This is a genomic window from Dysosmobacter sp. HCP28S3_G4 (assembly GCF_052065175.1).
Taxonomy (GTDB): Bacteria; Bacillota; Clostridia; order Oscillospirales; family Oscillospiraceae; genus Oscillibacter.
The window spans coordinates 1-13,167 of the sequence record NZ_JBQHUP010000011.1; the positions used below are offsets into that span (position 1 = coordinate 1).

General features: G+C 62.2%; 9 protein-coding genes. 4 read left to right on the forward strand and 5 right to left on the reverse strand.

What is annotated here, in order from left to right; translation table 11 throughout:
- Window positions 1–257 precede the first annotated feature (257 nt).
- From ACTNBU_RS04310 to ACTNBU_RS04325, 4 genes are all read right to left on the reverse strand, one after another.
- Window positions 258–2,741, reverse strand: coding sequence for a C69 family dipeptidase (locus ACTNBU_RS04310; RefSeq protein WP_441031198.1), 2,484 nt, complete (start codon window positions 2,739–2,741; stop codon window positions 258–260).
- A 508-nt stretch (window positions 2,742–3,249) separates the two neighbouring features.
- Window positions 3,250–4,044, reverse strand: a complete 795-nt coding sequence (locus ACTNBU_RS04315; protein ID WP_441031200.1) for an SDR family oxidoreductase — start codon at window positions 4,042–4,044, stop codon at window positions 3,250–3,252.
- 56 nt (window positions 4,045–4,100) lie between these two features.
- On the reverse strand, window positions 4,101–5,027 hold the full coding sequence (locus ACTNBU_RS04320) for a fumarylacetoacetate hydrolase family protein (protein ID WP_441031202.1): 927 nt from the start codon (window positions 5,025–5,027) through the stop codon (window positions 4,101–4,103).
- Window positions 5,028–5,056: 29 nt separating this feature from the next.
- Complete coding sequence (locus ACTNBU_RS04325) at window positions 5,057–5,995, reverse strand: hydroxyacid dehydrogenase (protein WP_441031204.1); 939 nt, start codon at window positions 5,993–5,995, stop codon at window positions 5,057–5,059.
- A 279-nt stretch (window positions 5,996–6,274) separates the two neighbouring features.
- Between ACTNBU_RS04325 and ACTNBU_RS04330 the strand changes: the two genes are divergently transcribed.
- The 3 genes from ACTNBU_RS04330 (at window position 6,275) to ACTNBU_RS04340 (ending at window position 9,622) form a co-directional block, all read left to right on the forward strand.
- Window positions 6,275–7,309: an Ldh family oxidoreductase gene (locus tag ACTNBU_RS04330; RefSeq protein WP_441031205.1), complete on the forward strand. Its 1,035-nt coding sequence runs from the start codon at window positions 6,275–6,277 to the stop codon at window positions 7,307–7,309.
- Window positions 7,310–7,349: 40 nt separating this feature from the next.
- Window positions 7,350–8,312: a LysR family transcriptional regulator gene (locus tag ACTNBU_RS04335; RefSeq protein ID WP_441031207.1), complete on the forward strand. Its 963-nt coding sequence runs from the start codon at window positions 7,350–7,352 to the stop codon at window positions 8,310–8,312.
- Between the two features lie 425 nt (window positions 8,313–8,737).
- Window positions 8,738–9,622 carry a dihydrodipicolinate synthase family protein gene (locus ACTNBU_RS04340; RefSeq protein WP_441031209.1) on the forward strand — a complete coding sequence of 295 codons (885 nt, stop codon included), beginning with the start codon at window positions 8,738–8,740 and terminating at the stop codon, window positions 9,620–9,622.
- Window positions 9,623–9,747: 125 nt separating this feature from the next.
- Here the strand turns inward: ACTNBU_RS04340 and ACTNBU_RS04345 are convergent, their stop codons facing one another.
- On the reverse strand, window positions 9,748–11,436 hold the full coding sequence (locus ACTNBU_RS04345) for a M20/M25/M40 family metallo-hydrolase (RefSeq protein ID WP_441031211.1): 1,689 nt from the start codon (window positions 11,434–11,436) through the stop codon (window positions 9,748–9,750).
- A 453-nt stretch (window positions 11,437–11,889) separates the two neighbouring features.
- Here ACTNBU_RS04345 and ACTNBU_RS04350 point away from each other — a divergent pair, with 453 nt between their 5' ends.
- The gene (locus tag ACTNBU_RS04350) at window positions 11,890–13,134 is read left to right on the forward strand and encodes a carboxylate--amine ligase (RefSeq protein ID WP_441031213.1); all 1,245 of its coding nucleotides are present in this window, start codon (window positions 11,890–11,892) and stop codon (window positions 13,132–13,134) included.
- The last annotated feature ends 33 nt before the right edge of the window (window positions 13,135–13,167 follow it).

Consider the following 13,167-nt stretch of genomic DNA (forward strand, 5'->3'; position numbering starts at 1 on the left):
ACTGTTATTTTGAAAACAAGGCGGCAGCAGCTTGCACCACTTCCACCTTGAATATATTTTGCTCTATTTGCACCGCATTTCGGTGTTTACACAGAATTTGGGACAGACCCGCCCATTTCCTATTTTCGATTCTATTTTCCCGAATATGTGCTGAAAACCCGGTTGCCGCCTAATTGCGCAACCGGGTTTTTCGACAGGCTGCGGCCTGAGAGATCGCTCTCTCAGGCCGTTCGGTTTGCTGCGGTTGGATTCGCCGGTTACTGTGCGACGATCTCGCAGTAGTTCATCAGGACCTTGGCTACCTCAGCACGGGTGGCGTTGTCCTTGGGAGCGAGACGGCTGCCGTCCTTGCCGCTCATCAGACCCTGACCAACGGCCCAGTTCAGAGCGGGGATGGCGTAGGCGGAGATCTGGGCCTCGTCCACGAAGCCGGTCAGGTTCTCCGCCAGGGTGACGGCGTCCAGACCCTTGAACTGCGCGTAGCGGTACAGGATGGCCACCATCTGCTCACGGGTGATGTTATCGTTGGGGGCGAATCTGCCATCGGCATAGCCGGTGACAAGACCGTTGGTGGCGGCCCAGTTCACGGCGTCAGCGCACCAGGCGTCCGCAGCCACGTCGGAGAAGGCGGCGGTGCCGGAGACGGCGGGACGGCCTTCCTTGTTGTAGAGGATCTGGGCCAGCATGGCGCGGGACAGCTGGGCGTTGGGACGGAAGGTGCCGTCCGCGAAGCCGTTCATCATGCTGTTGGCCAGCACGTAGTCCACGGCCTCATGATACCAGGCGTCGGCGCTGAGATCGGTGAAGGCGGCGCTGGGGCAGATCTCCTCAGCGGCGGGCTCCTCCGCTGCCGCGAACACGGCCTTGACGCTGACGGCGCCGGAGGGCATGGTGAAGGTGTACTTGCCGTCGCCCTTGTCGGTGACGGTCAACTCACGGCCGCTGGCATCGGTGACCACAACGTCATCCACCGCATAACCCTCGTCGGGAGCAGCGGTGATGGTGACGGTGCTGCCCTGGCTGGCGGTCTTGCGGCTGACGGTGACGGTGCCGTTATCGGTGTTCACAACGGAGATGCTGCTGGCGGAGGAGCTGCTGCCGGAAGTGCTGCCGCCGCCGGAGCCGCCCTTGTAGGAACCGGTGGGCGCAGCGAACTTGTAGTCGGGCAGATCGGTGGACTCCAGAACGAAGTCCTCCTCGCTCTCGGAGTCCAGATAGGCCTGGAGCTCATGGAGGGTGTTCAGAGCGATGGCGTAGACCTGCTCCGCAATGTCGTTGGCCAACTCCTCAGCCTTGTCGGTGACGGCCTCGGGATCAGAGGCGGCCAGAGCCTGCATCCTGGCGTCCACGGTCTTCTGCTGGACGATCAGGCTGTCCTGCACGTCGGAGAAGTAGGCGCGGACGGCGTCGTCCACGTTGGTGTCACGGTTCTCGTTGCACAGAATGGCCAGTTCATCGAACACCCAGTACATGGAGTCCTCAGTGAAGTCCTCGGACTCGTTGTGGTAGATCTCCGGAGTCTGACTCATGGCGGCGGTGTAGAAGGGGACAAAGATGGAGAACTCGGCGGGACCCATGGCCTGCCAGTGGATGGTGGCAATGGAGGCGGGCAGATCCTGGCGGATCTGGAAGATGTGATCCTCGGCCTGATGGTTGTTGGCGATGGGATAATAGCCCTCGGAGGCGGGATACGCCGTGCCCTCGCCCCGGGCCTGGAGCACCTGGATCATGGTCTTCAGGTCGATCTTGCCGTTCAGCTCATCAGAGGGGTCGAACTGGAGATAGAAGGGGCCCTCGGCGGACTTGCCGTCGGCGTTGGGATAGGACTCGCAGTCCGCCACAGGGCTGGGATCCACGGTATCAGCCAGCTCGGGATTCAGCAGGTTCATGCCCATCCAGGCTCTGTAGGTGCTGTGCGCCACATTGCCCTCGGAGTAGGACTTGGCGATGTGGATGGAGTTGGGATTCTCGGGGTCCTCGGTGATGTAGCAGCCCGCGTCCTGGGCCACCTTGATCAGATTCTCGGACGCCACCACGTTCTCGGTGTCGTTCAGGTCGATCTGGCCCATCATCATCATGTTGGGCACCACGGAGACCTTGCTGGGATCCATTCTGACGGCGGCGTACTGATGGCCGGAGACGATCTCGAAGTACCAGACCTCGTCGCTGTCGCCGATGAAGATGGCGTTGCACTCGGCGGCGCCGTACTCATCCACGATGTCCGCCAGGATCTGGACGCCCTCCCGGGCAGTCCGGGCGCTCTGGAGGATCACGGTGCCGATGGCGTACTCGCTGATGCCGCTGAAGTACTCGAAGTCCTCGGGGAGGTTGTCCTCATCCCAGCAGAGGGGGTCCACAGCGGTGATCTTGTCGTTGTGATAGGTGGAGACGGTGGCGGACATGGAAACGCCGTACTCATTGATGCCGGCCTCCGCGTAGGGAATGTCGTCGGAGCCCTCAATGCCCCATGCCGCCCTCACATCACGCATGATGGAGTACTGGAGGGTGTGGGCCGGATAGGGCATCATGAAGTCGGGCTCGCCGTACCAGTTCTCCTGGAGCATCTCGCCCTCCTCGTGGTCGGCGGCGGGGACGATCTCGAAGATCTTGTTGTAGCTGGGACCGAAGTCCTCGCTGCGGCCATAATAGACAGAGCCATCGTCGGTGACGTCGCTGCCCGCGTACACTCCTGTGCATGCAGACGCGCTGACGATGTTTGCCGCCGCCAGCAGCAGAGCCACTGTCAGAGCGGTAAACGGTTGAACAATTTTTTCATGTTCTTTCTCCCTTCAGAGTGTATGATACAGTGCGGGCCAATCCTGAAAAATGGCCGCACTGTTTTGTGAGTGTATAATAATACGAACTTTTGGGAAAATCAAGCGGCAAAAAATTGCCCAAACATACAGGAATCCCAAATTTTCGCATAAAACGGCACTTTAAGCGGCTAAAATCCAGCCGCCGGACAGGAGACGGCCCGCGGCCTGCAGGGGGATTCCGCCGGAAATGGTGCGGCTTTTTTGGGAAAGCGGCAAAAAGCCGTTATTTTTTTCCAAGATTCAAAATCCGCGGCTCAGAACAGCAAGACTGCAGGGAGAGAATTTTTATTCGCACCGGTCCTGACGCAATTTTCAGAGAATGGAAACAAAATGAGGACCCGCCGGAAAATCCGGCGGGTCCTAGGGAAATATATGGGTTCCGCAGCGGCCCGGCGCGCAGTCGGAAGACTGTTCCGCGCCGGTATGGAGCCAATCAGTAAGCGGTGGTCATGGCGCCGTCGCACAGCAGGTACTGGCCGGAGACGCCAGTGTTGGCGGGGCTGCACAGGAAGGCGGCGGTGCGGCCATACTCCTCCACGGTCTGATAGCGCTTCTGGGGGAAGCTGGCGCTGTCCCGCTTGGTGTACTCCTCCTCGGTGATGCCGGCCTTCTCGGCGCGGATGGTGTTCAGGTACTTGATGCGGTCGGTATACACCCGGCCGGGGCCCATGGTGTTCACCAGAATGCCGTACTGTCCCAGCTCCCGGGCCAGGTTCTTGCTCATGCCCACCACGCCCAGACGATAGGTGTTGGAGATGATCAGGTTGTCTAGGGCCTGCTTGATGGAGGAGGACGTGCTGTTGAGGATACGGCCCTCGCCGGCTGCCTTCATGTAGGGAATGGCGGCCCGGATGGAGGTCATGTAGCTGTGCAGGCACTTCTGGTAGCCGTCGGCCCAGTCGGCTTCAGTGAGGGTCTCAAAGCTGCCCGCCTTGGGACCGGGGCAGTGGTTGATCAGGGCGTACACGCCGCCCAGATCACGGGCCACGTCGTCGATCATTTTGGTGATGCTGGCGTCGTCCATGACGTCGTAGTAGTAGCAGTAGGGCTTGTTGCCGGTCTCCGCCTCAATGTCCGCCTGGGCCTTTTCCAGATCCGCCTGGAACGCGGGAGCGGTGGAGATGACCACCTTGGCGCCCTCCCGGGCGATCTCCGTGGCGATGCCCTTGCCGATGCCTGCGCCGCTGGACAGAACAACAACGACCTTATCCTTGTAACCGAGATCCATAATGATTACCTCCTGATAGTTTCAGATTCTGCGTGATATGGGGGAAAACCCAGACTTTATGCCTGCTCCGGATGGAGCTTCAGATCCACCACGGGGTTCACCAGGGGCGCCATCTCAAAGCCGTCGGGGCCGTAGATGCGGCACTCGGCCATGTCACCGTCCTGAATGTGGAAGGCCCGGGGCGTGCCGGTGGACAGGATATCGCCGGCGTACCAGCCCTGGATGCTGCTGTGGAGAGACACCAGACGGGCGGGGCGGTGGGTCATGTTGGCAACCACATTCTTGGCGTAGACCTCACCGTTGTGGACGCTCTGGACCTCCAGGGCCAGCACGTCGGGGACCTCGTCGGGGGTCACCAGCTGGGGACCGAAGGAGAAGAAGGTGGGGAAGTTCTTGACGATGCACAGATAGCGGGGGTTACCCTTCACGTAGTCGTTGCCCTTGAGGATGGACTCCTCGGTCATGTCCAGGATGGTGGTGTAGCCCACAATGGCGTCCTGCCAGTTCTCCTCGGACACGTCCCGGCAGTCCTTGCCCATGATGATGCCCAGCTCCGCCTCGGCGGTGGTCTTCTGGGCCTCCTTCAGGGTGGGGAGCTTGATGTCATCGCCCGGGCCGATGAGGGTGTCCGGCATTTTGAAAAAGCTGCCGGGGAAGCCGGTGGGGGCGGCGGAGCCGATGTCTCCGGCGTGGTCCACGTAGTTCAGGCCAATGCCGAAGATGCGCTTGGGATTCCGGTACAGGGGGGCGTAGACCACCTCCGCGGCGGGGACCAGGCCGGGAATGGCCTCCAGCTCCGCCTTGCCGCCGTTGTTGTACCAGTCGGTGAGAGCGGGGACCTCACCGGCCTGGATGAGGGACAGCATGTCCTCCTTCCAGCCGGTGCCCTTGACGGCGTTCAGGACGGCGATAGGCAGCACGCCCTTTTCCGTGACGATACCGGCGATCTCCGCGCCGCCGTGTTTGATGGTTGCGAGACGCATAATGACAGCTCCTTTCTATATTTGAGGGATCAGACGATCCTGCCGGGGAATTCCCGGCCTTCCAGGAAGTCGATGATGTTCTGCGCGGCGATGGTGGACACCCGTACCGCCGCCTCCCGGGTGGTGGGGGCGAAGTGGGGCGTCAGGATGACGTTGGGCATCCGGAACAGAGGACTGTCCGGGTCGCAGGGCTCCTTTTCCGTCACGTCCAGGCCCGCGCCGGCCAGACGGCCCTCCTCCAGAGCGGCGATGAGGGCGGGCTCCTCCACCAGCGGCCCGCGGCCGCAGTTCAGCAGGATGGCGGTGGGCTTCATCAGCCCCAGTTCCCGGGCGCCCACACAGTGGAAGGTCTCGGGGCTGAGGACGGGATGCAGAGTGACGAAGTCGGACTCCCGGAAGATGCGGTCCCGGTCCGTCACCAGCTCCGCGCCCTCCGGCACCTCGGTGATGTAGGGATCGTAGACCAGGACCCGCATGCCGAAGCCGTGCATGGCCATGTTGGCCACCCGGCTGCCGATGCGGCCGCAGCCGATGACGCCCAGGGTCTTGCCGGAGATCTCTTGACCGGTGGGACCGTTTTTGGCGGCGAAGCCGATGTCCCGGTACTGAGAGGCGGTGAAGATCAGATTCTTGGACAGGGCCATCAGCAGCGTCAAGGTGTGCTCCGCCACGGAGAGACTGTTGGCTCCCGGCGTGATGGACACCGCCACGCCGGCGCTTCTGGCGGCGTCCAGGTCGATGTTGTCCACCCCCACGCCGTGCTTGGAGATGAGCTTCAGCCGGGGGGCGTTCCGGATGATGTCCGCGGGAATGTCCAGAATGCGGACCAGCATGGCGTCCGCGTCCCGGAGCTTCTCCGCCAGCTCGGCGGGGTCCCGGGTCTCCATGCGGGTGACGGTGTGACCGGCCTGCTCCAGCAGCTCGATGCCGGAGGGGTCGATCTGTTCGGTGATGAGGATCGTTGCCAAGGGAAGGGCCTCCTTTCCAGCCGTACACGTTGTTTACACTGTCAGCATACCACGCCGGATGGGGAAAAGTAAAAGTCTGATTTGCTAATCCGCCCATTAGCGAACGGTAATGTCCTCCGGCCGGAAAACCCGTGGAAGCCGGAAGCGGCCCCCGGAGAGGAGATTTGTATTTGCTTATGGGAAGATAAGTAAAACAGGACTGGACGTCGAGACGTTTTTTTGATACGCTACCTCTATACGATCACAAATCAGCCACAGAGCGGAAGGAGCGATCTTACTATGGAGATCTTTCAGGCGGAGGTCCTGCGGGACTACTGCCGGCGGGTCATGACGGCCGCCGGTGTGGAGGCGGGCTGCGCGGAGACGGTAGCGGACGTCCTGGTGGACGCGGACCTCACCGGTGTCAGCACCCACGGCGTCAGCCGGATGGCTATCTATTTGCAGCGCATCCAGAGCGGCGCGGTGAGCCGGGACAACAACATCCGCATCCTGCGGGAGAGCCCGTCGGCCCTGGCCATCGACGCCGGGAACACCCTGGGCGCCCCCAGCGCCAAATTCGCCATGGAGCAGTGCGTCCGGAAGGCGGCGGACACGGGCTGCTGCTTCGCCACGGTGCGGAATTCCAACCACTTCGGCGCGGCGGCGTATTATACCAGACTGGCGGCGGACAAAGGCATGATCGGCTTCGCCTGCACCAATCTCACAGGCAAGATCGCCCCCTACGGCAGCGCCGAGCCCTATATGGGCACCAATCCCATCTCCGTGGCGGTGCCCTCCGACGATACGCCGGTGGTGCTGGACATGACCCCCAGCGTGGTGGCCCTGGGCAAGCTGATCCTGGCGGAGAAGCTGGGCAAGTCCATCCCAGAGGGCTGGGCGCTGGACGCCGACGGAAATCCCACCACGGACCCCAAGGCGGGCCGGGCCGGGTCCCTGATCCCCATCGGCGGCCCTAAGGGCAGCGGCATGGCCATCGTGGTGGACATCCTCAGCGGCGTTCTCAGCGGCGCGGGCTTCGGCCCCCATCTCCACGACCTGTACGGCGACATGGAGCATCCCCAGGGCGTGGGCCACTTCGTAGGCGCCATCGACGTGGCCCACTTCATCGACCCGGCGGAGTTCCGGGCGGGCGTGGCCCGCATGAGCGGCGAGATCAAGGCGCTGCGCCGGGCGCCGGGAGTGGAGGAGATCTTCCTCCCCGGCGAGCGGTCCCTGCGGCAGAAGGAGAAGCATCTGGCGGAGGGCATCTCTCTGCCGGACACCGTGGTGCAGGAGCTGCGGGATCTGGGCGCGCCCTACGGGCTGACGCTGTAACCGGCGCAGACAATCCATACCGGCAGGGAGGGGAGCGGACATGATACAGAACCGGAATCCGGAGTATTTTCTCACGGTGGTGCGGGAGAAGGGCATCTCCCGAGCGGCGGACAAGCTGTTCATCACCCAGTCGTCCCTGAGCCAGCACATCGCCAAGCTGGAGGCGGATCTGGGCGTCCGGCTGTTCGACCGGCGGCAGACGCCCATCGCCCTGACCCCGGCGGGGGAGCTGTACCGGAACTATCTGGAAAGCAGCACCTTTCTATATCAGCGGTTTTTGTCCGAGCTGTCGGAGCTGAGCGTCAGCCGCAGCCAGAGCGTCCGGCTAGGCGTGGGCAACTGGCGGGGCAGCATCCTGCTGCCGGACCTCCTGCCGGACTTTCTGGACAGCCATCCCCAGGCCCGGGTCAGCCTCCACGAGTTCCCCGTCAGCGAGCTGTATCCCCTGATGGAGGATGGCGAGGTGGATTTCTCCGTGATGAACACCGCCCCCGGCGGCATCCCGGAGGGCTTTGTCAACGAGATGATCGCCTATGAGCGCATCCTGCTGGTGACCCACCGGGACGACCCGGTGACGGAGACGTTCCGGGAACTGAGCCGCCAGGGCCAGGGACCGGATCTGCGGATGCTGGAGGGGGAGCGGCTGATCTCCCTCAGCAACACCCTGACGGTGGGACGGCAGGTGGGGAACTATCTCCAGAAGAACCGGCTGACCTTCGCCGACCGGCTCATCAGCACCAACAACAATACGGTGCTGCGGCTGGTGGCCCAGGGCATGGGCTTCTGCTTCCTGGTGGAGACGGGCCGGGAGGACGCGGACCGGTATCCGGAGCTGTGCTGCTTCGACCTGCGCTCCTCGGATCTGGCCATCCCGCTGTCTCTGGTGTACAAGACCAGCGCCTATCTCTCCCCTCTGGCCCGGGAGCTGATGGACGCCATCCGGCAGTACTATCAGGCCATGGTCCGGCGCAACAGCCGGCGATTACAGGAGACGGAGGACTGAGCCGGGGAACAGCGGTTCCCCGGCTCAGTCTGTTTTGGCTCCGGGTCCCGCTCAATGTGCCCGAAAGCCCGGTAATACGGCCGATCCTGGATAATTTTGTACAGGTCAACAAATCGGCGGGGCGTTTTTGGCCGAATTGGATGATAACGATCCCGTGCGCGTTCTTCTTTAAAAAAACGGAACGCATCCGGAGCCTTTTCTGAGAGAGCAAAGAGGCTTCTTCGCGCCTTCCCGCAAGGGATGAAAGGAAATTCACGGTTGCAAAATTTGGCGGGAAATGCTATTTTATAGGCGTTTAAAGGGGCCCGCGGACGCGGATGCCGGGCCGGACCGTCCTGACGCCGGCTGGGCTGTTCCGTCCGGAGGGCGCTGCAATAAAACCATTTGGAAAGGATGTTTTACCATGCAGAAATTGTACGGAACTGTTGTACCTATCGTTACCCCCCCTCACCGAGGATGACAAGATCGATGTCCAGAGCCTGAAGAACCTGGTGGACCACTGCATCGACAACGGCCTGCAGTGCCTGTATCCCTGCGGCACCACCGGCGAGATGATGTATCTCACCGTTGAGGAGCGCAAGCTGGTGGCTGAGACCGTGGTGAATCACACCAACAAGCGGGTTCCCGTGTTCGTGCAGGTGGGCGCCTGGAATCTGGCGGACACCATCGAGCTGACCCGGCACGCCGTGGCCATCGGCGCCGACGGCATCGGCGTGGTCACCCCCGTGTTCTACAAGCTCAGCGACCAGGGTCTGGTGGACTTCTACGAGGCTGTCGCCAACTCCGTCCCCGCCGACTTCCCCGTGTATCTGTACAGCATCCCCCAGAACGCCGTCAACGACATCAATCCCGCCACCGCCGAGGCCATCGCTCAGAAGTGCGCCAACGTGGTGGGCATCAAGTACAGCTGGCCCGACTTCACCAAGCTGCAGCAGTTCATGCTGGTCCGCAACGAGACCTTCAGCGTGCTGGTCGGTCCCGACCACCTGTTTGAGGCCCTGTGCGCCGTGGGCGGCGAGGGCGTCGTCTCCGGCAACGCCATGTGCGTCCCCGAGCACTATGCCAAGATCTGGGAGGCCATCCAGGCCAAGGACTACGCCCTGGCCACCAAGTATCAGCGCCGCACCAACGTGCTGAACGCCACCATGTGCGCCATCAACAATATCGCCGCTTACAAGGTGATCCTGAAGAACGAGGGTGTCATCGCCACCACCAAGATGCGCCGTCCCATGGAGAACCTGACTCCCGAGCAGGAGAAGGAACTCCTGGCCACCATGGAGAAGCTGAAGTACCGCGAGGTCTTGATCTGATCTGTATAAGGAACATGAAAGGGCGTCCCGCCGGGGACGCCCTTTTCCCTGAGAAAGACCCCTCCACCGCAGGCAGGTCTCGCGGCGGAGGGGCTTTTTCACGCTGTTTGCTTCTCCGAACCGTTTTATCCGATCCCCAGAACAGTCTCAATGGCGTGCCGGATGATGCGGGGCGTCCGGTGGTACAGGTCCTCCTTCAGCACCCGCTCCGTCATCTTGTGGAGATCCTTGCCCCAGGGGCCGATGTTGATGCAGGGCATGGAGATCTGCTCGATGGCGGCGATGGGGATGTCATAGAGATTCCCAAAGAAGGGCATGGCGTCCTCCAGAGCGCGGACGACGCCCGCACCGTCGGACACGGCGGCGTAGCTGAGATCGGAGATGCCGGTGAAGAAATGCTCGCTGGTGTAGGTCTGGCCGAATTCCCGCTGGGTGAATTCGTTGAGGATGTCCTGGATGCCGGCGATCTCCGGTGCCAGGCCCTCCATAAAGAGATTGGCCGTGCTGGGATAGTAGGGCGGGATCAGTCCGTACACCACCCGGGGGGAGGGATCGTCCACGTAGTTGCAGACGTAGTCCACCAGGGCGAAATTGCACTCCAGCATGGTCCTCCCGCCGGTGCGCATCTCCTGGCCCAGCCGGTCCAGCTCCGCCTCGTATCCGGTCCGGAAATCGTCGCCGTGGCCGGCCAGCGCCTCCTGATACAGGGTGGAGAAGTCCGTCACGACGGGCTTCCAGGGCAGGGGCGCCGGAGACTGGCCCGCGGCGGCACAGAACCGGGCGTAGCTGTCGTTCATCCGGGACAGCACGGCGTCGAAGCTGTCCTGACAGATGGCGCGGACCTTTTCCAACACCACGGCGGGGGTCTGCTTCATGGTCAGCACGCTGAAGCAGCCGGCAATGGACAGGGGGACCGACACGTCGTACTCCTGCTTCCGGTCCCGCAGATAGAGCCAGGTGGGGGGCGGCGCAGCCTCGGAGGCCACCGCGTCGGAGAAGTCCATGTTCAGCTCCGTGCGGCGGACGATCTCGCTCATGAGATTCACGGGATTGAAGCCCTCGAAGATCTTGCTGACGTGGGTCAGGGAGCCCCGGACATAGACGAAGGGCATCAGCTTGCCGATGGACCCCAGGGAGAACACGCCCTTCTCAGGGTCGGACCGCCGGTGGGGCTCGGAGTTGATCATCAGGCGGTAGCGCAGGCCGTATTGCTCCTGGAGACGGGCCAGCAGCGGCGCCGCCGCCCGCATTCCGGCGGACAGATTCTCCTCGTCCGGCACGGCCAGCACCATCAGATTTCCTGGCAGGGCAGCAGTGTCCCGGAGGACCAGCTCGCTGTACCGGCGGAGCAGGGCCATCTGAATGGAGCCGCCGCCCTTCATGTCGCAGACGCCCCGGCCATAGAGATACGCCCCGGACGCCAGGTCGGCCTGCACCTCCGGCGCGAGGGTGCCAGACAGCTTACGCAGCTCCTCCTCCAGCTTGTCCGGGGAGAAGGCCAGGGGCTTCAGCAGCTTGAAGTCCTCCACGGACACCACGTCGTAGTGGTGCATCAGCACCACGGTGTCCGGTCCGGCACCCCGCACCATGGCGAAGACGGGGGCGCGGTCAAAGGGGTCGCCGGGGATGGGGGTGGCGCCGCAGTCCTCCGGATGGGTCTGCCAGTAGGGCTGGGCACGGAAGAACTCCAGAAAATAGCGGGCGGCGTCCTTTTCTCCGGGGGAATAGGTGATGCTCTCTGCCTTGACATAGCCGTACAGAATGTCTTTGATCTCCCGGTCAATGCCGTCCAGCGGCACAGTGCGGTCCATCATGAACTCTCCCTGCTTTCCAAATCAGATTCCGCCCCGTCAGGGGCCGTTCCGTGATGATTATGCCACAGGACTATGAAAAAGGCAAGCGGGATCCCTTCGCGCGGAGACGGCCGAAAAGTGGAGATTTCCGGCCGGAACTATTGCCATTTGGGCGGTACTGATGTAGAATAAACAGTACTTGACCTGCTTTGTCGGATATGGGAACCCAGGGCCCAGGAGGGCCCGCGGACATGGTCAAACTGCTGAAAACGCCGCGGCTGTCCCAGGGGACGGCCTCTCACGGGGTTCCGCGACGGTTTTCTTTTGGAATGGACTGCCCTGATCCACAGAAGTATGAAACAGTGAAAAAATCCCAACAATACCATCACGGGAACACAGGACGGAAATGCGTCCGCCAGAGCCCTCTACAACGGAGGATGCTCCCGCCGGACGCGGCAGATACAGGAGGAACGTATGGAAAGAGAAGAGACGACCCGCGGACAGGCCGCCGGGAAGCAGCCGGTGGAGTTCCTGCCCATCATTCTGGGCGGCGATATCACCACCTACAGCCTGGCCCGCAGCTTCCATGAGGAATACGGCGTCAAGAGCGTGGCGGTGAGCATGCTCAAGAGCATCATGATCTCCCACTCCAGCATCATCGAGAACATCGTGGTGCCGGACATGGACAGCAAGGAGCATTTCGTTCAGCGGCTCATCGAGATCGCAAAGCGGTATCCGGGGAAGAAGCTGCTGCTGATGGCCTGCGGCGACTGGTATGTCCGGATGATCGTGGAGAACCGGGCGGCGCTGGAGGAGTACTACGTGGTGCCCTACATCGGGGAGGAGCTGCTGAACCGGCTGGTGCTGAAGGACTCCTTCTACCGCATCTGCGACGAGGTGGGGGTGCCCTATCCCAAGACCTTCGTCTATGACTGCAAGGACCCCCAGCCCCTGGATTTCGACTTCTCCTATCCCGTCATCGCCAAGCCCGCCTCCTCCGCGGCGTACCACTACGCCAAGTTCGAGGGCAAGAAGAAGGTCTTCCGCATGAAGTCGGAGGAGGAGCTGTCCGCCATGCTGGACAAGCTCCGGGCCAGCGGCTATGACTACAAGTTCCTAATCCAGGACACCATTCCCGGACTGGACTACAACATGCGCATCCTCACCTGCTACTGCGACCGCCACGGCAAGGTGCGGTTCTTCTCCTCCGGCCACGTGCTGCTGGAGGACAACGCCGCCATGGGCGTGGGCAACCCGGTGGCCATCATCAACGACGTGAACCGGGAGATCATGGAGAACGCCCGGCGGTTGCTGGAGCACGTGGGCTACACCGGCTTCGCCAACTTCGACATCAAGTACGACGAGCGGGACGGCTCCTTCCGGTTCTTTGAGATCAACACCCGCCTGGGCCGCAGCAACTTTTATGTCACCGGAAGCGGCTTCAACGCCGTGAAGTGGATCGTGGACGACCTGATCTACGAGAAGGACTTCGACGACGAGCCGGTCATCGCCGACAATGAGGACAGCCTGTACACCGTGGTGCCCAAGGACGTCCTGATGAACTATGTGAAGGACGACGCCCTGCGCCAGCGGGTGAAGGAGCTGTACGCCAAGGGCTGCGTCCACGATCCCCTGAGTTATAAGGGCGAGCGCAACCTGATCCGCCGTCTCTACCCCATCTACTTCATGTGGAAGCAGCGGAAGAAGTTCCGGCCTTGAGCCGCTGATATTTAGAAGAAAGCAGGTACTTTG

Coding starts and splice junctions, on each gene's coding strand:
- ACTNBU_RS04315 (WP_441031200.1), bottom strand. CDS start 4,044: ATGGATCTCGGTTACAAGGATAAGGTCGTTGTTGTTCTGTCCAGCGGC.
- ACTNBU_RS04320 (WP_441031202.1), bottom strand. CDS start 5,027: ATGCGTCTCGCAACCATCAAACACGGCGGCGCGGAGATCGCCGGTATC.
- ACTNBU_RS04330 (WP_441031205.1), top strand. CDS start 6,275: ATGGAGATCTTTCAGGCGGAGGTCCTGCGGGACTACTGCCGGCGGGTC.
- ACTNBU_RS04335 (WP_441031207.1), top strand. CDS start 7,350: ATGATACAGAACCGGAATCCGGAGTATTTTCTCACGGTGGTGCGGGAG.
- ACTNBU_RS04345 (WP_441031211.1), bottom strand. CDS start 11,436: ATGATGGACCGCACTGTGCCGCTGGACGGCATTGACCGGGAGATCAAA.
- ACTNBU_RS04350 (WP_441031213.1), top strand. CDS start 11,890: ATGGAAAGAGAAGAGACGACCCGCGGACAGGCCGCCGGGAAGCAGCCG.